16 protein-coding genes are annotated in these 20,393 nt (G+C 62.1%); 6 read left to right on the forward strand and 10 right to left on the reverse strand.

Annotated features, from left to right (window positions below; translation table 11 throughout):
* Positions 1-324: 324 nt before the first annotated feature.
* Positions 325-1,557 (forward strand): MFS transporter, encoded by a 1,233-nt coding sequence (locus C0Z16_RS31195; RefSeq protein ID WP_102635894.1) that lies wholly within the window; start codon positions 325-327, stop codon positions 1,555-1,557.
* A 287-nt stretch (positions 1,558-1,844) separates the two neighbouring features.
* Positions 1,845-4,127, forward strand: a complete 2,283-nt coding sequence (locus C0Z16_RS31200; RefSeq protein ID WP_102635895.1) for an NADP-dependent malic enzyme — start codon at positions 1,845-1,847, stop codon at positions 4,125-4,127.
* A 159-nt stretch (positions 4,128-4,286) separates the two neighbouring features.
* Here the strand turns inward: C0Z16_RS31200 and C0Z16_RS31205 are convergent, their stop codons facing one another.
* The gene (locus C0Z16_RS31205; protein WP_102635896.1) at positions 4,287-7,889 is read right to left on the reverse strand and encodes an indolepyruvate ferredoxin oxidoreductase family protein; all 3,603 of its coding nucleotides are present in this window, start codon (positions 7,887-7,889) and stop codon (positions 4,287-4,289) included.
* 369 nt (positions 7,890-8,258) lie between these two features.
* Here C0Z16_RS31205 and C0Z16_RS31210 point away from each other — a divergent pair, with 369 nt between their 5' ends.
* Entirely contained in the window at positions 8,259-8,459 is a 201-nt protein-coding gene (locus tag C0Z16_RS31210; protein ID WP_102635897.1) for a hypothetical protein, read from the forward strand.
* 161 nt (positions 8,460-8,620) lie between these two features.
* Here the strand turns inward: C0Z16_RS31210 and hppD are convergent, their stop codons facing one another.
* Positions 8,621-9,718, reverse strand: coding sequence for a 4-hydroxyphenylpyruvate dioxygenase (gene hppD / locus C0Z16_RS31215; RefSeq protein ID WP_102635898.1), 1,098 nt, complete (start codon positions 9,716-9,718; stop codon positions 8,621-8,623).
* Positions 9,719-9,895: 177 nt separating this feature from the next.
* On the opposite strand from hppD, the gene C0Z16_RS31220 reads away from it, so the two are divergent.
* Positions 9,896-10,393, forward strand: a complete 498-nt coding sequence (locus tag C0Z16_RS31220; RefSeq protein WP_102635899.1) for an Lrp/AsnC family transcriptional regulator — start codon at positions 9,896-9,898, stop codon at positions 10,391-10,393.
* Positions 10,394-10,478: 85 nt separating this feature from the next.
* Here C0Z16_RS31220 and C0Z16_RS31225 read toward each other — a convergent pair whose 3' ends face one another.
* The 8 genes from C0Z16_RS31225 to paaA all read right to left on the reverse strand — a co-directional run bounded on the left by C0Z16_RS31225 (position 10,479) and on the right by paaA (position 16,750).
* Complete coding sequence (locus C0Z16_RS31225) at positions 10,479-11,147, reverse strand: GNAT family N-acetyltransferase (RefSeq protein ID WP_102635900.1); 669 nt, start codon at positions 11,145-11,147, stop codon at positions 10,479-10,481.
* Between the two features lie 242 nt (positions 11,148-11,389).
* A complete protein-coding gene (locus C0Z16_RS31230) occupies positions 11,390-11,998 on the reverse strand; it encodes a TetR/AcrR family transcriptional regulator (protein WP_102635901.1) in 609 nt (202 codons plus the stop codon).
* Between the two features lie 14 nt (positions 11,999-12,012).
* Positions 12,013-12,825: a DUF1835 domain-containing protein gene (locus tag C0Z16_RS31235; RefSeq protein ID WP_102635902.1), complete on the reverse strand. Its 813-nt coding sequence runs from the start codon at positions 12,823-12,825 to the stop codon at positions 12,013-12,015.
* Between the two features lie 142 nt (positions 12,826-12,967).
* Positions 12,968-14,056, reverse strand: a complete 1,089-nt coding sequence (paaE, locus tag C0Z16_RS31240; protein WP_102635903.1) for a 1,2-phenylacetyl-CoA epoxidase subunit PaaE — start codon at positions 14,054-14,056, stop codon at positions 12,968-12,970.
* A 1-nt stretch (position 14,057) separates the two neighbouring features.
* On the reverse strand, positions 14,058-14,600 hold the full coding sequence (gene paaD, locus C0Z16_RS31245; protein WP_102635913.1) for a 1,2-phenylacetyl-CoA epoxidase subunit PaaD: 543 nt from the start codon (positions 14,598-14,600) through the stop codon (positions 14,058-14,060).
* Positions 14,601-14,616: 16 nt separating this feature from the next.
* Positions 14,617-15,420, reverse strand: a complete 804-nt coding sequence (gene paaC, locus C0Z16_RS31250) for a 1,2-phenylacetyl-CoA epoxidase subunit PaaC (protein ID WP_102635904.1) — start codon at positions 15,418-15,420, stop codon at positions 14,617-14,619.
* Positions 15,421-15,428: 8 nt separating this feature from the next.
* Positions 15,429-15,713 (reverse strand): 1,2-phenylacetyl-CoA epoxidase subunit PaaB, encoded by a 285-nt coding sequence (paaB, locus tag C0Z16_RS31255; RefSeq protein ID WP_102635905.1) that lies wholly within the window; start codon positions 15,711-15,713, stop codon positions 15,429-15,431.
* A 38-nt stretch (positions 15,714-15,751) separates the two neighbouring features.
* Positions 15,752-16,750 (reverse strand): 1,2-phenylacetyl-CoA epoxidase subunit PaaA, encoded by a 999-nt coding sequence (gene paaA / locus C0Z16_RS31260; protein ID WP_102635906.1) that lies wholly within the window; start codon positions 16,748-16,750, stop codon positions 15,752-15,754.
* A gap of 210 nt (positions 16,751-16,960) precedes the next feature.
* Between paaA and C0Z16_RS31265 the strand changes: the two genes are divergently transcribed.
* A complete protein-coding gene (locus C0Z16_RS31265; RefSeq protein WP_102635907.1) occupies positions 16,961-18,586 on the forward strand; it encodes an NAD(P)/FAD-dependent oxidoreductase in 1,626 nt (541 codons plus the stop codon).
* Positions 18,587-18,682: 96 nt separating this feature from the next.
* Positions 18,683-19,954, forward strand: a complete 1,272-nt coding sequence (locus tag C0Z16_RS31270; protein ID WP_102635914.1) for an SGNH/GDSL hydrolase family protein — start codon at positions 18,683-18,685, stop codon at positions 19,952-19,954.
* The last annotated feature ends 439 nt before the right edge of the window (positions 19,955-20,393 follow it).

Consider the following 20,393-nt stretch of genomic DNA (forward strand, 5'->3'; position numbering starts at 1 on the left):
GGATATGCCGCGCCATGCTGGGCGGAATATGCAGCCGGCCAGTGGATGCTGGCCGGTTTTTGCTGCGCGCGTAGGCCGACATTTTACCCGAAACGGACTCTCCCGAGGAGGCCGTTGTGCGCGGCGGCGGCCAATCGCGGTCGTCACGGCCACGCCGGGTCCGCGTTGCGGGCATTGATCTGGCCGGCCAGGCACCTGGCTTCCGTCGCGCTTTTGGGTTGGCTTTTTGGCTAGCTTGTGGGCAACCTGGGCCGCCTTTACACTCACGCGAATTTCCCGGGCTTAAGGTCCCGCTCTCGCCAATCGAATCACGGATTGCTTCCCATGACACCCGCTTCCTCCGCCGCCGGCGCCCCTGCCTCCGCCCGAGACGGCTACGCCGTCCGGGCGTTGATTGCGTCGGTGCTGGGCTATGCGATGGACGGCTTCGATCTGCTGATCCTCGGTTTCATGCTGCCGGCCATCGCCGTTGACCTGCATCTGAACTCGGCCCAAGCGGGTTCGCTCGTCACGTGGACGCTGGTCGGCGCGGTGGCCGGCGGCCTGATCTTCGGCGTGCTCAGCGACTATTTCGGCCGCGTGCGCATGCTCACCTCGACCATTCTTATCTTCGCGGTCTTCACCGGCCTGTGCGCGGTGGCGCAAGGTTATAGCGACTTGCTCGCATACCGGACCATCGCCGGGATTGGACTCGGCGGCGAGTTCGGCATTGGCATGACGCTCGTCGCCGAAGCATGGCCGGCGTCGCAGCGGGCGCGGGTGTCGTCGTACGTCGGCCTCGGGTGGCAACTCGGCGTGCTAGCGGCCGCGTTGCTGACGCCGCTGCTGCTGCCGGTGATCGGCTGGCGCGGCATGTTCGCGCTCGGGCTGTTGCCCGCGGTGGTGTCGTTCTTTGTGCGGCGGCGAGTCGAGGAACCCGTGCTTTTCATCGAGCGGGTGGCGCGCGGCATGCACGAACCGCCGCTGAAACTGCTGATAGCCGACGCGCGCACCATCCGCGCGAGCCTCGGCGTGGCGATCCTGTGCTCGGTGCAGAACTTCGGTTACTACGGGCTGATGATCTGGCTGCCGAGCTATCTGTCGAAAACGTTCGGCTATTCGCTGACGAAATCGGGAGTCTGGACGGCGGCCACGGTCGTGGGCATGGCGTGCGGCATCTGGCTCTTCGGCATCGCCGCCGACCGTTTCGGCCGCAAGCCGGCCTTCCTGTTCTACCAGGTCGGCGCCGTCGTGATGGTGTTCATCTATGCGCACCTCACAACGCCGGCCGCGCTGCTGATCGGCGGCGCGGCGATGGGCATGTTCGTCAATGGGATGATTGGCGGCTACGGTGCGCTGATTTCCGAGCTTTATCTGACCGATGCCCGCGCCACTGCCCAAAACGTGCTGTTCAACGTGGGACGCGCAGTGGGCGGCTTCGGGCCGGTTGTGGTCGGCGCCTTGGCCGCGCGGTATTCATTTGGCGCGGCGCTCGCTTTGCTCGCGTCGATCTATCTGCTCGATGTTCTGGCAACGCTCTTCATGATCCCGGAACGGCGCGGCGCCGCGCTCGAATGAGCCTGACGTAGCGCTGCTTGCACGATCATCAAATGCGGCGGCGCAGCATGACTGGCGGGTGTTTCGCCCATGACGAGCCGTGTCAGCAGTCAGTGCATCGACTCGTCCGGGGTGTACACTAACCGACCCGCGTAGCACTCCGCACCGTCCTGTCCTCCGCCGAGGATCGACGCCGCGCCTAACCGGCGCATGCGCAAACCGCCCCGGTCGATTATCCATTCGATAGATGCAAGCGCCGCCAACGGTGCGGTGTGCCGGCCCAATTTCTTACGTCTCGCAGGCAAAAAATGGACGAACAACTGAAGCAAAGCGCTCTCGCATATCACCAGAACCCGAAACCCGGCAAGATTTCGGTCACGCCAACCAAGCCGCTGTCGAACCAGCTCGACTTGTCGCTCGCGTACTCGCCGGGCGTGGCCGCCGCCTGTATGGCGATCTACGAGGAACCGCTCGACGCGCAGAAGTACACGTCGCGCGGCAACCTGGTGGGCGTGATCACGAACGGCACGGCCGTCCTCGGTCTGGGCAATATCGGTCCGCTCGCCGCCAAACCGGTGATGGAAGGCAAGGGTTGCCTGTTCAAAAAGTTCGCCGGCATTGACGTGTTCGACATCGAACTCGCCGAGTCCGATCCCGACAAGCTGGTCGAAGCCATCGCGATGCTCGAGCCCACGCTCGGCGGCATCAACCTGGAAGACATCAAGGCGCCCGAGTGCTTCTACATTGAGAAGAAGCTGCGCGAGCGCATGAAGATTCCGGTCTTCCACGACGATCAGCACGGCACCGCGATCATTGCGTCAGCGGCGATTCTGAACGGCCTGAAAGTGGTCGGCAAAAAGCTCGACGAAGTGAAGCTGGTGTGCTCGGGCGCGGGCGCGGCGGCGATCGCGTGTCTGGATCTGCTGGTCAACCTCGGTTTGTCGAAGCAGAACATTCTCGTTGTCGACTCCAAGGGCGTGATCTATGAAGGCCGTGGCAATCTCGATCCGTCGAAGGAACGTTATGCGGCCAACACCGAGGCACGCACGCTGGCTGACGCGATTCGCGGCGCCGACGTGTTCCTCGGCTGCTCGAGCGCGGGCGTGTTGAAGCCGGAAATGGTCGTGGAAATGGGCACGCAGCCGCTGATTCTGGCGCTGGCCAACCCGGAGCCGGAAATCCGTCCGGAAGAAGCGAAGAAAGTGCGCCCTGACTGCATCATCGCGACTGGCCGTTCGGACTATCCGAACCAGGTCAATAACGTGCTGTGCTTCCCGTTTATCTTCCGCGGCGCGCTGGATGTGGGCGCGACCACGATCACGGAAGAAATGAAGCTCGCGTGCGTGCGCGCGATTGCCGAACTCGCCGAAGAAACGGACCAGGGCGACGAAGTCGCGAAGGCCTACGAAGGCCACTCGCTGGAATTCGGTCCCGAGTATCTGATTCCGAAGCCGTTCGATCCGCGCCTCATCATCAAGATCGCGCCGGCCGTCGCGCAAGCGGCGATGGATTCGGGCGTCGCCACCCGTCCGATCAAGGACATGGACGCCTACCGCGAAGAACTCGGCACGACGGTTTACCGCACTGGCATGGTGATGCGTCCGGTTTTCGCGGCTGCGAAGTCGGAGCCGGCGCGCATCGTGTTCGCCGAAGGTGAAGACGAGCGCGTGCTGCGCGCCGCGCAATTCGTGCTGCTGGAAAAGATCGCCAAGCCGATTCTGGTGGGCCGTCCGTCGGTGATCGAAATGCGTCTGAAGAAGATGGGCTCGAAGTTGAAATGCGGCGAAGACTTCGTGATCGTCGATCCGGAAGACGATCCGCGCTATCAGCAATGCTGGCAGGCGTACCACGAACTTGGTGCGCGCGAAGGCGTCACGCCGGACGTCGCGAAGGCCGCGATGCGCAAGTTCAACACGCTGATCGGCGCGATCCTCGTGCGTCTGGGCGAAGCCGACGGCATGATCTGCGGGATGATCGGCCAGTACCACATGCATCTGAAGTTCATTGAGCAGGTGCTGGGCAAGGCGGACAACGTGCAGAACTTCGCCGCCATGAATCTGCTGATGCTGCCGGGCCGTAATCTGTTCATCTGCGATACGTACGTCAACGAAACGCCGACCGCCGAGCAACTCGCCGACATGACTATGCTGGCCTCGCGCGAAATCGAGAAGTTCGGCATCACGCCGAAGGTCGCGCTGCTGTCGAACTCGAATTTCGGCAGCGCGCCGTCTTCGTCGTCGCAACGCATGGCCGCGGCTCGCAAGCTGATCGTGGAACGCGCGCCGGCGCTCGAAATCGACGGCGAAATGCACGGCGACGCGGCGCTGTCGGAAATGGTCCGCAAGGCCGCGTTCCCCGGCACGACGCTGTCGGGCGAAGCCAATCTGCTGATCATGCCGAACGTGGAAGCGGCGAACATTGCGTACAACCTGCTGAAGATGGTCGGCGGTGAAGGCGTGACGGTCGGCCCGTTCCTGCTGGGCGCGGAAAAGCCGGTGCACGTTCTGACGCCGGCTGCGACCGTGCGTCGGATCATCAACATGACGGCGGTGGCTTCGGCCAACGCGCGCAAGTCGGTGAACAGCAAGTAATTGAAGCGGCGCCTGTTGGGGCGCTCGCCACCCGCGGCAAGCCCGCGAAAAATGAAAACGCCACGGAAGCGGATTCCGTGGCGTTTTTTTATGCGCGGACCGAGACTGAGATCGGGACAGAGACCGCGTTAGCTGCCGCGCGCGGCGGCCATCATGCAATCAAGCCGCGTGCTGTGTTGTTCCGGCCTGCGGCGAGCGCCAGCGCGCCAGCAAATCGTTCCACTTCACGCGCACGCCCTTCAGGTTGTTTTCCTTGATGTGGCCATAGCCGCGAATGCCGTCTGGCAGATTCGCGAGTTCCAGCGCGAGCTCGCGGTTCTGCACAGTCAGTCCGCTAATCAGTTCGCGCACCAGCGCTTCATACTCGCCGATCAGCGCGCGCTCGGTGCGACGCTCTTCCGTCTTGCCGAAGAGGTCGAACGCGGTGCCGCGCAGGAACTTGAGCTTCGCCAGCACGTGCATCGCGCTGAAAACCCACGGGCCGTACTTTTTCTTCACCAGATGGCCTTGTGCGTCTTTCTTCGAGAACGTCGGCGGCGCGAGGTGAATGTGCAGCTTCCAGTCGCCTTCGAAAGTCGCCTTCAGTTTTTCGATAAACGCCGGATCGCTGTAAAGGCGCGCGACTTCGTACTCGTCCTTGTAGGCCATCAGCTTGTGCAGATTCTTTGCGACCGTTTCGGTGAGAGGCAACTGGCCGTCGATCGAATCGAGCGCCGACTCAGCCGCTCGCACTTGCGATACCAGCGCGCGGTAACGCTCGGCATACGCGTTGTTTTGCCATGCCGCGAGGTAGGCCGCGCGCTTGTCGATCAGCGTGTCGAGCGCCTTCGGCGTGTGCAGCGAAATGATTTTGCTGCTGCTTGCCGTATCGGCCGCGGCGCCCTGGCCTTGCGATTGCGCAAACTTGCGCACGCCCGCCGGATCGTGCGCCGCGCGGCGGCCCCATTCAAATGCCGCGCGATTTTTCTCGACCTGCACGTTGTTCAGCTCGATCGCGCGCATCAGCGACTGATACGTCAACGGCACCCAACCGCGTTGCCATGCATAGCCGAGCACGAACGGGTTCGTGTAGATTGCGTCGCCGAGCAGCGAGACCGCGAAGTGATTGGCGTCTACGGTATCGACGCATTCGTCGCCGGCGCCCGCGCGCACATCGGCCTCCGTGCTGCTGCCGGGGAAGCGCCAGTTCGGGTTCTTGATGAGTTCGGCGGTCGGCGTATGCGCGCTATTCAGCACGACGCGCGTTTGGCCGGCTTGCATCCGCGATACACATTCGTCGCTGGCCGTCACGATCGCATCGCAGCCGATCACGAGACTCGCTTCGCCCATTGCAATGCGCGTGGCGTGGATGTCGTCCGGCTTGTTCGCGATCTGCACGTGGCTCATCACGGCGCCGCCTTTCTGCGCGAGGCCCGTGACGTCGAGCACCGTGACACCCTTGTTTTCCAGATGCGCAGCCATGCCGAGCAGCGCGCCGATCGTCACGACGCCCGTGCCGCCGACGCCCGTCACGAGCACCCCGTAAGGACGGTCGATGGACGGAAGCTCGGGCGTGGGCACCGGCGGCATTGCGTCGCCGACAATGCCCGATGCGGCTTTCGGCTTGCGCAACTGACCGCCTTCGACAGACACGAAGCTCGGGCAAAAGCCGTTGACGCAAGAGAAGTCCTTGTTGCACGTCGACTGATTGATCTGGCGCTTCGTGCCGTATTCGGTATCGAGGGGCTCGACCGACAGGCAGTTCGACTTCACCGAGCAATCGCCGCAACCTTCGCACACCGCTTCGTTGATCACGACGCGGCGTGCCGGGTCCGGATACGCGCCGCGTTTCCGGCGGCGGCGCTTTTCGGTCGCACAAGTCTGGTCGTAGATCAGGATCGTGGTGCCAGAAATCTCGCGCAACTGGCGTTGCACATCGTCGAGCTGGTCGCGATGGTGAATGTCGATGCCCGGCGCAAGGCCCACGTTCCCCGAATACTTTTCGGGCTCGTCGGTGACGATCACGATTTTCGTCGCGCCTTCGGCGGCGAGTTGATGCGTGATCTGCGGCACGGTCAGCACCCCGTCGACGGGTTGACCGCCCGTCATTGCGACGGCGTCGTTATAAAGCAGCTTGTAAGTGATGTTCGCTTTCGACGCGATCGCTGCGCGAATCGCCAGCAGCCCCGAGTGGAAGTAGGTGCCGTCGCCCAGATTGGCGAACACGTGTTTGTCGTTCGTGAACGGCGCCTGGCCGATCCACGCGACGCCTTCGCCGCCCATCTGGCTAAAGGTGCTGGTGCTGCGGTCCATCCATACCGTCATGTAATGGCAGCCGATGCCGGCCATCGCTCGCGAGCCTTCCGGCACATTGGTCGACGTATTGTGCGGGCAGCCCGAGCAGAACCACGGCTTGCGCTCGGCTTCCACGCGCGGACGCGCGAGCGCCTTTTCCTTTGCTTCGATCACGGCGATGCGCGCGGCGATCCGGGCGCGCACGTCGGACGGAAGATCGAACTTCGCGAGCCGCGCGGCGATCGCCTTTGCAATGATCGCGGGCGACAGCTCGTAGTGCGCCGGCAGCAGCCAGTTCCCCATCGGCACCGACCATTCACCGCCCGCGCCGTCTTTCTCGTCGAACTTGCCGAACACACGCGGACGCTGCGCGTCGGGCCAGTTGTACAGTTCTTCCTTGATCGCGTATTCGAGAATCTGGCGCTTTTCCTCGACCACCAGAATTTCATCGAGGCCCCGCGCGAAGGCTTGCGCGCCTTGCGCTTCCAGCGGCCACACGCAACCTACTTTGTATAGCCGGATGCCGATGCGCGAGCAGGTTTCGTCATCGAGACCGAGGTCGGTCAGCGCTTGACGCACGTCGAGATATGCTTTGCCGCCAGTCATGATGCCGAAGCGCGCTTGCGGCGAATCGATTTCGACGCGGTCCAGCTTGTTCGCGCGCACGTAGGCGAGCGCGGCGTACCACTTGTAGTCAAGCAGACGTGCTTCCTGCACCAGTGGCGGGTCTGGCCAGCGGATGTTCAGCCCGCCTTCGGGCATCGCGAAATCGCTCGGCAGAACGATTTGCGTGCGGTGCGGATCGATGTCGACCGAAGCTGACGACTCGACCACGTCGGTCACGCACTTCATTGCGACCCATAGGCCGGAGTAGCGACTCATCGCCCAGCCGTGCAGACCGAAGTCGAGATATTCCTGCACGTTCGACGGGAATAGCACCGGCAGGCCGCAGGCCTTGAAGATGTGTTCCGACTGATGCGCGAGCGTCGAAGATTTGGCTGCGTGATCGTCGCCGGCCAACACGAGCACACCGCCGTGCCGGGAGGATCCCGCCGAGTTGCCATGCTTGAAGACGTCGCCTGAACGGTCGACCCCCGGGCCTTTGCCGTACCACATCGAAAACACGCCGTCGTATTTGGCGCTCGGGTACAGGTTGACCTGCTGCGAACCCCAGACGGCGGTCGCCGCGAGGTCTTCGTTGACGCCGGGCTGGAACACGACCTGATGGGCGGCGAGATGCTGTTTCGCCTTCCACAGAGACTGGTCGAGTCCGCCGAGCGGCGATCCACGGTAGCCGGAGATGAAGCCGGCAGTATTGAGCCCGGCAGCCCGGTCGCGTTCCTGCTGCAACATCGGCAGACGCACTAGCGCCTGGATGCCGCTCATGTACGCGCGGCCGCGTTCGAGGGTGTATTTGTCGTCGAGCGTGACGGAAGACAGAGCGGCTTCGAGCGAGGCTCGCTGACCTGCGTCTAGCGGGGCATTCATTATGTGTACTCCTCCACCCAGTTTGGGATCGCCAAAACTTTTGGGCCGCGGCATCTTGTGAATGCGTATGGCCGGGGTCGCCATATTGACGTGTTTTAAGTGATGGTAGCACTGGTGAAAACCCGCCGCATCGCGCTGAAAACCCTGCGTGCGAATGCCCGCCGGCCGGCGAACTCTACGCCGATTCGCATGTCGCTTGCAAAACTCTCCTAAGCAGCGAGGCTGCCGGTGTAACAAGCTGTAAAAGCTACAACCTCGCGGAACCGCGGTTGAAATGCCTGTCTAACACCGCACCTGTGAGCAATGTCTGCGTAACGTGCTGCATTCTGCGGCGCTTCAGGACAACAGGGCGTTAGAAAAGGAGTACGCATGAACACTAGAAACATCCAGACTTTCCTGATGGTTTCGGCGGCATTCTTCGCGATGAGTGCGCCGGTGCGCTCGAACGCGGGCGGCACGGGGGCGCCATCGAGCGCGATTACCCGTACGGCGCTGGTCGCGCCCGCACGCATCGCCATTAACCGTGTCTCGCGCGAAAGCACGTCGGAGAAGGAAGAGCAGAATTCGTGACGCGCTGCTGATGCGGCGTGTCGAGGGATAACCAGCCGTTGCTCCGGAGTCGAGCGAGGGCGCACGCGACAAGGGCGAGGATCGTGAGATTCTCGCCCTTGTCGCTTTGTCACTTACTGATTGCGCCTATCTGCTGATCGCGGCGGCCCCCGCGTCCAAGGTCAGGCTTTGTCCTGCACGACCCCACGGCGGATTTGATCCAGTTCGATCGATTCGAACAGCGCCTTGAAGTTGCCCTCGCCGAAACCCTGGTTGCCCTTGCGCTGAATGATTTCGAAAAAGATCGGGCCGATCTGGTTCTCCGTGAAGATCTGCAGCAGCAGATCATCCGGCGCGCCGTCGATCAGGATCTTGCGCCTGCGCAGTTCGTCGAGCGGTTCGCCATGATTCGGCACGCGGCGCTCGACCAGTTCATAGTACGTATCGATCGTATCGAGCAGCGAAATGTTTGCTGCGCGCAAACCGTCGACGGTGTGATAAATGTCGTTGCTGCCCAGCGCGATATGCTGGATGCCTTCGCCGTGATAGGCGTCCAGATATTCCTGAATCTGGCCGGCGGTCTCCGAACCTTCCTCGTTGATCGGAATGCGGATCTTGCCGCACGGCGACGTCATCGCTTTGGACTTGACGCCCGTCACTTTGCCCTCGATGTCGAAGTAACGCACTTCGCGGAAATTGAACAGGCGCTCGTAAAACTCCGCCCACTCCTGCATGCGCCCACGGTGCACGTTGTGCGTGAGGTGATCGATGTAGGTCAGGCCGTGACCGGCGGGATTCGGATTTGCGCCGGGAATCGGCTCGAAGTCGACGTCGTAAATATCGATGTTGCCGACGCTGCCGGGCGTCGCGCCGTTCTTGCCGCGCCAACGGTCGACGAAATAGATCAAAGAATCGCCGATGCCCTTGATCGCGGGAATATTCAGTTCCATCGGGCCGGTCTTGTTGTCGAAGCCCCAGGCGCCTTTTTCCAGTGCCTGCTGGTAGGCCTTCGCCGCATCCTGAACGCGGAAAGCGATCGCGCAGATCGACGGGCCGTGCAGACGCGCGAAGCGTTGCGCGAACGAATCCGGTTCGCCGTTCACGATGAAGTTGATTTCGCCCTGCCGGTAAAGCGTCACGTCCTTATGACGATGCCGCGCGACGGCGGTAAAGCCCATCTGTTCAAAGAGCTTGCCGAGCGCCTTCGGATCCGGCGCGGTGTATTCGATGAATTCGAAACCGTCAGTGCCGACCGGATTCTCCCAAGTTGGAACCTGCATTGTCTGTCTCCATGTCGAGGCGCATAGCGCCGGCGAGTCGCGCGTACGGAATGTGTTTGAGCGCGACTGAATGGAGCAAGTGTAAAGGCCGCTACGCGGCGAAAACTTGCGAACTTAATCGCGCGAGGCTACGCTGGCGCTATTTTTTAGCTCAAATTTTCGAGAGGGCCGCAGAAAATGGCCAATATAGAGATAGACGCAATCGACCGGCGCATTCTGGCGATCCTTCAGGAGAATGGCCGGCTATCGAATCAGGAAATCGCTGAGCGGATTAACCTTTCGCCGAGCCCGTGTTTGCGGCGCATACGGCGGCTCGAAGAGAGCGGGGTGATTCGCAGTTACGTCGCGTTGCTTGACGCGCAGCGCCTGGGACTCGACCTACTCGCGTACGTCAACGTGCGGCTGGAAAAGCGCGGCGGGCCGGCGCTGAGTCCGCGCGGCGACGCGACGCACGCGGATCTGTTTCGTGCGGCCGTTCAGGCGTGGCCGGAGGTCGTCGCGTGCCACGCAATGACTGGCGAGATGGACTATCTCCTGCGGGTTCAGGTGGAAGACATGGCGCACTTTTCGCGCTTCGTGCAGGATCAATTGCTGCACCATCCGTCCGTGATCGACGTGAAGACGAGTTTCTCGCTCGAAAAGATCAAGGAGACGACCGCATTGCCGATCTTATGAAGATGCGCAAATCGGTACGTACACCGGTAAAGAAAAAGGGCAGCTGCAAGGCTGCCCTTAGTCATTCGCTCGATGCGCCGCGTGCTCAGGCGGCAGCGGCTGTCGGCATGAACGTCTCCAGCAATCTGGAGGTTCGGCGCGCTTGCCGCTTGAGCGCGTAGTCGAATACGGCGGCCTGTTCTTGCAGCATCTCCGTGATGATGCTGGTTTGATCCGCGGGCGAAAGAGTCAGATATGCGTCTGCCTCACCATACGCGTATTCGATCTTCATGCCCGCTTTCTTGGCGATATGCATCATGGTCGAATTGCGCGACAGACAGTGCATGTAGAGCGTGGTGACATGCGTGTTGCGGCTGCGAATGGCAGCGCGTTCGAAAAGCCTCGAACCGATACCTTGGCCGCGAACGCTTTCGAGCACGGAGACGCCAAACTCCGCCGTGCGCTTGTCACCTTCCGCGGGCAAGTAGGCCAGGTGACCGACGCCCGTGAGGTGCAATTGATCGTCGAATACGCCGAATACGGTGTCGCGCGTGAAGTCGATGGCGCGGACGTAGTTTTCGATGACGTGGTCCGGCACGATCTGGCCGAAGCGCAGGAGGCGGTCGTCTTCGTCCAGCGCGAGGAAGTGCGCCAACAGCCGTTCGCGGTCGACTGCAGTGAGTTCACGGACCAGAGCAGGTGCACGACCGGCTGGCAGCGACACGCGATCATGCGCGACGATCGGCTTGGCGGCGCGGGGTGTAATCAGGTTCATGGTCAGGTTCTCCTTGTGATCTGGCGGCGTTGGTGCACCGCAAAAAGGAGTTTAGCGGAAACCGCTACCTGACACTAGGGAAAACCCGTATCAAATTTCGAGGCTGCTACCTGGTTTAGCGCGACCCTATTTTCAGTTCATTGATTTTTAAAGAAAAATAAAATTGAACGAGCGTTCGTTCAGATCTGTGGCGAATATGCGAATGGGCGGTTATTCCGTACGGATATTGCTGTGGTGCGCAATCAGACGGTTTCCGAGCTCAATCCGTGGTCCACCATGCTTACGACTTGCTCCGCAAATTCCCTGTAGCCCATGCGTCCGTCCGGCTTGAGCCAGGTGAACGTCCAGTTGATCATGCCGAACACCATCATCGTGAGGGCGGTCTGGTTTTCGCGCGTGGCGCGCCCCGGATAAGCGCGCGCCAGTTGACGCGCGAAGGCCGCCACGACGTCGCGCTGACGGTTCAGGATCACCTCGCGCTGGGTGTCGACGAGATACTTCACGTCATTGAGCAGCGCGACGTGCCGGCTGTGCGACGTTTCATATTCGGAAAGAAACGCCCGAATCAGCTCTGCGAACGTCTCGCGCTCCGTCAGGCCGCGGCGCTGGCTCGCGCCCTCCACTTCGGCGATGATCAGCATCAGCCGTTTGGTGTAGCGGTCCAGTAAATCGAAGAGGATTGCTTCCTTGCTCGCGTAGTAGTGATAGAGGCGCGCTTTCGACGTGCCGCTCGCCGCAGCAAGGTCTGACATCGACGTGCTCGGGTAGCTCGTCTGCGCGAACTTGGCCGCGGCTAGCTCGAGAATCTGTTCGCGCTGGGTTTCGTGGTCGGGGGCTCGGGTGCGGGCCATGGTCGTCTGTTTTATTAGTGTGGACAAGGGGCGAGCGCGGCGCACAACTCCAGTGTGCGCCATGCGCCGGCGTCGCCGCGCAGCTTGATGCGCCGCATCGCGGCCAGTTCGCGCAAACGCCATAGCACAATGCTGTCGCTGACGAGGAACCACAACTCCGCGGTCATGACTTCGGCGGCCACGCGCGCGGCCGGCTGCCAGTCCGCAGTGACGTGCTCGAGTATCAGCGCGTCGAGATCAGCGAAGCTCCCGCTTGTGAACGTGTTGTCGCGCCAGCGCCGGGTTTCGCCGTTCGCCTGTTTGGCTTCCTGCCATTCGAGCGCGAGCCGGCTGATGCGCAGCACGGAGATGGGCGCGGCGTCAGGCAAGCGGGCCTGCAATACGGCCGGCGCGAACATGCCCACGGATGTTGCTCGATCCCTGCGGCTGTGCGCCCACGCGCCGGTGTCGGTGAGATCGCGAATCGACAGACGCACTTCGTTCAGGCACCGCGGACTATTGCGCAGGTAATAGCACACACGGCGCAGCATCAATTGGTCGGACGCGCTTTCGCCGTGCCACACCACTAGATTGGCTTCCTCACGCGCGATTTTTTGCAGCGCCGCGGCCTGCTGACGGAATTCGCGGATGAAATCGCGCTTCGTGTCGGCGCTGATGCGGTCCCAGAATGCCGCCCGCACTTCTGGCCCGTCGTCGATACCGCGCAAAGGTCCGACCGCCAGATCGTCGCGCAATGCGTGCACGCGGTCGTCGCGGCCCGCTTCGCGCAACGCGGTGCGCAGTGATTCCGCGGCGACATCGCCGTTGGTGAGATGGATCGTGCTCATCGGCCGTGAGGGGACTCTTTCTAGGCGATTGACAAAAGGGCCGCTCGCCAGCCGGACAAAACTGTCCGATTGCGAGCGGCCCCTAGTGTAAGCGGATCGCGGAACGGCTCAAAGCATCACGGGCACTATGTCTTATGCACGCTCAACGTTCGTCGTAGCTCACCACCACGCGATCGCTGACCGGATGGCATTGGCACGTCAGCACGAAACCATCGCGGATTTCGTGCTCTTCGAGCGTGTAGTTCTTTTCCATTTTCACCTCGCCTTCCAGCACTTTCGCGCGGCAGGTGCAGCAAACGCCGCCTTTGCATGCGTACGGCAGCGCAAGTCCGGCGCGCAGGCCGACGTCGAGCACGCTAACGCCCTGATACGGCAGGCGCAGCTTGCGGCGCTTGCCGTCGAGCACGATTTCGAGGTCGGCAGCGGGCGTGTCTTCGGTGATTTCGACGGGCGGCACGCCCGCTTGCGGCAGCGGCGAACCGAAGCGCTCCACATGCACTTTTTCCGGCGGCACGCCCGCAGCTTTCAGCGCGGCCTCGGCGGCATCCATCATCGGCGCGGGGCCGCAAATGAAGGCTTCGTCGATCGAATCGGCCGGCACGAGGTTTTCAATGAAAGCCGCGCACTTTCGCTCGTCGAGCACGCCGTTGAACAGTTCGACGTCCTGCAAGTCGTCGGACAGCACGTGATACAGCACGAAGCGGTTCATGAAGCGGTTTTTCAGGTCTTCGAGCTCTTCGGCGAACATGATCTGATCGACGCTGCGGTTGCCGTACACGAGCGTGAAGGTGCTGCGCGGCTCGACTTCGAGCGTCGTCTTGATGATGGCCAGCACTGGCGTAATGCCGGAGCCGCCGGAGAACGCGACGTATTGCTGACCGAGATCTGCGTTCAGGTGCGTGAAGAAGCGTCCGTCCGGCGTCATGACGTCAATCGTGTGGCCCGGCTGCAGCGTGTCGAACGCGAAGTTGGAGAAGCGGCCGCCGCGCACGCGCTTGATGCCGATGCGCAGTTCGCCGTCGCGGTCATAGTCTGTCACGCCGACGCAAATCGAATACGAACGGCGCGTCTCTTCCCCGTCGATGTGCGTCTTCAGCGTGACGAACTGTCCTTGCGTGAAGCGATAAAGCTTGCGCAGTTCGACAGGGACTTCGAAGGCGACTGAGACAGCGTCGGCGGTTTCGGGCCGCACTTCGCGGATACGCAGCGGATGAAATTGCGGGGTGGCCATATCAGTACGGTTTGAAATAGTCGAAGGGTTCACGGCAATCCAGGCAGCGGTACAAGGCTTTGCAAGCGGTCGAGCCGAATTGCGCAAGACGTTCGGTATGCGCCGAGCCGCACTGCGGACAGCACGGTGCGGGCAGCGCGCGCGGCACGAAGCGCAGCACTTTTTCCTGTGATACCGCCGCCGAACCACAATTGCCCGTGGGCGGCGCAATGCCGTAGGCGCGCAGCTTTTCGCGGGCGTCGGCGGTCATCCAGTCGGTGGTCCACGCCGGCGCGAGCACGGTGGCGATCCGGTAAGGCTTGAGTTCGGCGACATCGAGCGCATAAGCGACGTCTTCCGCGATCTGGGACATTGCCGGGCAACCGGAATAGGTCGGCGTGATCACGACTTCGAGTACACCGTCGGCGGCGCGCCGGACGTCACGCAAGATGCCGAGCTCGCGAATCGAGACCACTGGAATCTCCGGATCAGGCACCGTTTCGAGCGCCGCCCACGCGCGTTCGAGCGTGGCGTCGGCTTCGTGAGTTGCAGTCGAGGTGATCATCATCAAATTACCCGTATTACCAGGTGGCGCCGGGATGCTGGCGCGCAACGCTTTGCATTTCAGCCAGTACGAAGCCCATGTGTTCGGAATGCTCGCCGTGCTTGCCGGTCGTGATGTGCTTGACCGCCTCGGGCAGTTTCAACGTGGCTTGCTCGAGCGTCGCGCGAACATCGTCGAGCCATGCGGCTTCGAAGTCCGCGGTTAGCGGCCCGATGCCTGCCGCGGCGATCGTTTCTTCGACGTTGTCAGTGCTGAAGAACTCGCGTGTGTACGGCATCAGATAGTCCAGCGCGGCCTGCGCACGACGATGCGATTCGTCAGTGCCGTCGCCGAAACGGATCAGCCACTCGCTTGCGTGATGCACGTGGTAGCTCGTTTCCTTGACCGACTTCGACGCGATTGCGGCCAGTTGCGGGTCCGTCGATTGGGCGAGCGCCGTCCACAGATGTGCCATCAGCGTCGAGTACAGGAAGTTGCGCACGATCGTGACCGCGTAGTCCTTCTCGGCTTGGGCAGTAGCGGACAGCGGACCGAAGTGCGGCAGTTCGGCCAGCGTGTAGTTCGCGAATTCCCGCTCGGCGCGGAAGTACGCGTAATCGTCTTCCGTGCGGGTGTTGCCGGTGAGTTGCTGTTCGAGCGAAGCCGCGTGCGTGTACAGCAGGCGCGCCTGGCCGATCAGGTCGAGACTCATGTTCGACAGCGCGATGTCTTCTTCGAGAATCGGGCCGTGGCCGCACCACTCGCTATTGCGCTGACCGAGGATCAGCGCGGTATCGGCGAGGCGCAGCACGTACTGCAGATGTTCAGGCGTAGTCTTCATGGCCGCGCTTACATGTGGTTGACTTCGTCGGGGAGCGTGTAGAACGTGGGGTGGCGATAGATCTTGTCGCTCGCCGGTTCGAACAGCTCGGCCTTGTCTTGCGGCGCGGACGCCGTGATCGCCGAAGACGGCACGACCCAGATGCTGACGCCTTCCTGGCGGCGCGTGTAGACGTCGCGCGCCATGCGCAGCGCCATTTGCGCGTCGGCGGCGTGCAGACTTCCGCAGTGTTTATGGTCGAGTCCCTGCTTGCTGCGCACGAAGACTTCCCAAATCGGCCATTCCTTGTTCATTCCTGATCTCCTGAGTCTTTGCCTGGCTGCCGCGTCTGTCAGGCGGCGTGCTGTTGTGCGCGCTGGCGCTGCTTTTCGGCGTGGGCGAGGGCGGCTTCGCGAACCCAGTCGCCCTCGTTATGAGCTTTGACGCGGGTGGCAAGACGCTCGCGATTGCACGGCCCGTCGCCGTTCACGACGCGCCAGAATTCTTCCCAGTCGATGTCGCCGTAGTCGTAATGGCCGCGCGCCTCGTTCCATTTCAAGTCCGGGTCGGGCAGCGTGACGCCGAGCACCTTCGCCTGATCGACGGTGGCGTCGACGAATTTCTGGCGCAGGTCGTCGTTGGAAATGCGCTTGATGCCCCATTTCGACGACTGATTGCTGTGGATCGAGTCCTTGTCGCTCGGGCCGAACATCATCAGCACTGGCCACCACCAGCGGTTCACGGCTTGCTGGACCAGTTCGCGTTGGGCTTCGGTGCCAGACATCATCGCCATCAGCGCGTCGAAACCCTGGCGCTGGTGGAACGACTCTTCCTTGCAGATGCGGATCATGGCGCGTGCATACGGGCCGTAGGTGCAACGGCACAAGGGGATCTGATTCATGATCGCCGCGCCGTCGACCAGCCAGCCGATCACGCCCACATCCGCCCACGTAGGCGTCGGGTAATTGAAGATACTCGAATACTTGGCCTTGCCGGAATGCAGCGCCGCGACCAACTGGTCGCGCGAGACACCGAGCGTTTCGGCCGCGCTATACAGATAGAGACCGTGGCCGGCTTCATCCTGCACTTTGGCAAGCAGGATCGCTTTGCGCTTGAGGCTTGGAGCGCGGGTGATCCAGTTGCCTTCCGGCAGCATGCCGACGATCTCCGAGTGCGCGTGCTGCGAGATCTGGCGCACCAGAGTCTTGCGGTAAGCCTCGGGCATCCAGTCTTGCGGCTCGATCTTGCCGTCGGCGGCCATCACGATATCGAATTGTTCCTGATCCGGCGATGTCGCGCCCGCCTCCGGCGGAGCCACGTTGCCGGGAATATCCAGGGATTGCGTGTACATAGGACGCTCTCTGCGGAAGTTGTCGAGTCCGCACAGTATAAGCCAACCGACCGGTCGGTTAATAAATTTTTTTTGAGACGGCTCGGTGCACCAATAGTGGCGATGTCATCGCAGCAGCCGTCTGGCCGTGCCGACGCCCCGCGCCGGCGCTTAACCTATAAAATTGCGAATTGGCCGCGATTGGCGGCCTCCCTGCATCCCCCGGTACTCATGTTACGTCTAAGCGAAATCAAACTCCCGCTCGATCATCCCGAGGGTGCTCTCGAAGCCGCCGTCCGCGCGCGCCTCGCGGAATTCGGTGTGCCCCGTGACGGGCTCGTCCGATACACGGTGTTCCGGCGCGCGCACGATGCGCGCAAGCGCGCCGACATCAAGCTCACCTATATCGTCGACGTCGAGGTCACGGATGAACAAGCCGCGCTCAAGCGGATTGCCGATGTGCCGCACTGCGGCGTCACGCCCGACATGACGTACCGGTTTGTCGCCAAGGCGCCGGCGCAGCTCACCGCGCTGCGTCCGGTGGTGATAGGCATGGGGCCGTGCGGACTCTTTGCTGGGCTGATCCTCGCGCAAATGGGCTTCCGGCCGATCATTCTCGAGCGGGGCAAAGCGGTGCGCGAGCGCACCAAGGACACTTTCGGCCTATGGCGAAAGTCGGTCCTGAACCCTGAATCGAACGTGCAGTTCGGCGAAGGCGGCGCGGGCACGTTTTCGGACGGCAAGTTGTACAGCCAGATCAAGGATCCGAAACATTACGGTCGCAAAGTGCTGGACGAATTCGTCCGTGCGGGTGCACCGGAAGACATTCTGTATTTGAGCCGGCCTCATATTGGCACATTCCGCCTTGTGAGCATGGTCGAGAAGATGCGCGCGAACATTCACGAACTCGGCGGCGAAGTGCGTTTCGAGACTCGCGTGGACGATATCGACATCGATCAGGGCAAGGTACGCGGCCTGAAGCTGTCAACGGGCGAAACGCTGCGCTGCGATCACGTCGTGCTGGCGGTCGGTCACAGCGCGCGCGACACCTTCGAGATGCTGCACAGTCGCGGTGTGTTTATGGAAGCCAAGCCGTTCTCGCTCGGGTTTCGGATTGAACATCCGCAGGGGGTGATCGACCGTAGCCGGTTCGGCAAATTCGCGGGACACAAACAGTTGGGCGCGGCCGATTACAAGGTGGTGCATCACTGCAGTAACGGCCGCGCGGTCTACAGCTTCTGCATGTGCCCGGGGGGTACCGTGGTTGCGGCGACGTCGGAGGCCGGCCGCGTCGTGACCAACGGCATGAGCCAGTACTCGAGGGCCGAGCGCAATGCCAACGCGGGAATCGTCGTGGGCATTACGCCGGACGACTATCCGGGCGGGCCGCTCGCCGGTATTGCGTTTCAGCGTAAATGGGAAGAGCGGGCGTTCGAGCTCGGCGGCCGCAACTATATGGCGCCAGGCCAACTGGTCGGCGACTTCATTGCCGGCAAGCCGTCGACGTCGCTCGGTTCCGTCGTGCCGTCGTACAAGCCGGGCGTGCATCCCACGGACCTCAGCACCGCGCTGCCCGACTACGTTGTCGAGGCGATTCGCGAAGCCTTACCGCAGATGGAGAAAAAGATCGCTGGGTTCGCGATGCATGACGCGGTGCTGACGGGCGTCGAAACGCGCACGTCGTCGCCGATTCGGGTGCGTCGCCGCGACGATTATCAGAGCATCAATGTCGAGGGCCTGTATCCGGCGGGAGAGGGCGCGGGTTACGCCGGTGGGATCTATTCGGCTGCGATCGACGGGATTGAAGTGGCCGAAGCGCTCGCTTTGAGCATGAGTCGGGCGCAAGCGGCCGCTTGAGTTTCGACTGTTGTGAATGCGGTCGCGCCCCGTCTGTCCGCGCCGGCTGATGCGATCGTGCACAATGCGCCTTTCGCATCGACACCGAATACTGGAATGACCATTCGCTCTTTGGCTGCCGCATGCGGCGCTGCGCTGCTTTGCCAGTTTGCCGTCCATTCGACCGTCGCTGCCGCCGACGCCCCAGCGCATTGGGTCACCGCGTGGGCGACGGCGCTGCAACCCATTCCGCAGCGAGCCGATTTGCCGGCCTTGTATCGCGCGCCCGAAGTGGCTGGGCGTACGGTCCGTCAGATCGTTTATCCGACGCTGTCCGGAAAGTCCGCGCGGATTCACCTGAGCAACGAGTACGGCAAGACGCCGCTCGTGATCCAGGAGTTGCGCATCGCGCGGTCGGCGGGTGGCGCTGCGGCTTCGCCTATTGGCGAGGCACGTGTCACATTCCGCGGCAACAGCGCCGTGACTATCCCGCCTGGCGGCGAACTCGATAGCGATCCGGTCGCGATGGATATCGCGCAGGATGCACCCTATGCCATCAGCGCGTTTATGGGGCGGGAGCAGCGTATCGTTGCGTGGCATCGCGTCTCGAACCAGATCAACTACGTTTCGGCGGCAGGAAATCACACCGCGGACGCCGGGGCAGACGCGTTTCGCGGACACTTTACGCAATATGTCTGGGTGACCGGGCTGTCGGTGGACGCGGCGCCTGGGACGACGGCGATTGCAGCAATCGGCGATTCGATTACGGACGGCATGCGTTCCAGCCTCAACCAGAATCGTCGATGGCCGGACGCGCTCGCGCGCCGGCTGGCCAGTTCGGGGAACCGGTCGACGGCGGTGGTGAATCTGGGTATCAGTGGGAATCGGCTGCTGAACGATTCTCCCTGCTATGGCGAGGCGCTGATGACACGCTTTGGTCGCGACGTGCTCGAACGGCCTGGCGTCAAGGCGGCGGTTTTGCTGATTGGCATCAACGATATCAATTTCGCGGCAATGCCCGCTCGCAGCGGCCTCGACTGCGATTTCCCTCATGCCTCGGTGACGGCGGCCGACCTGATCGCGGGGTATCAGCGTGTGATTGCGGCCGCGCGGCATGTGGGCGTAAAGGTGTTCGGAGCGACGTTGACACCGGCATCGCTGCCGCCGGAGCGGGAAAGTATCCGGCTGGCCGTCAACCAGTGGATCCGATCGAGCCATGATTTCGACGGCGTGGTGGATTTCGACGCCACGCTGCGTGATCCCGCGCAGCCGGACCGTCTGCAGCGGGGGTTCGATAGCGGCGATCACATCCACCCGAGCGACGCCGGTTACGCCGCGATGGCTCAAGCGGTGCCTGTCGACGCGTTAGTCAACTCGACGCGGAAGTGAGTTGCCAAAGTGAGTTGCCAAAAAGTTTTCGTCAAACCCTTGTCATAAGGCGGTGGTTGACCTACTATTCGGCTCCTCGTTTGCGAACGAGGGCCGCGGCGGAAACCAGCGGTGGTGGCGTCAACAAGGTTTTAAGCGAAAGCGAAAAAATGTAGTTGACGACACGAAAAAGAGCCTTCATAATCCCGTTTCTCTGCTGCAGATGCAGCGACGCAGAACGAAGCGGTGCCGGACAGGGTGGTAGCGGGCAGCGCGGGGAATGCGGACCGATCTTTAAAAATTAACAGCCGATAAGTGTGGGCGCTTGATGCACGACGCGAGGTGGATCCTTCGGGGTCTGCCGTAAAGCGGAAGTATCAAGTCTCACACAGTAATGAAAGGAAGGTCAGGCCGTTGAAAGATGGCTGGACACTTCGTCAGTACGTTGAGTGAGCGACCG

The sequence above is a fragment of the Paraburkholderia rhynchosiae genome, from assembly GCF_002879865.1.
Classification (GTDB): Bacteria; Pseudomonadota; Gammaproteobacteria; order Burkholderiales; family Burkholderiaceae; genus Paraburkholderia; species Paraburkholderia rhynchosiae.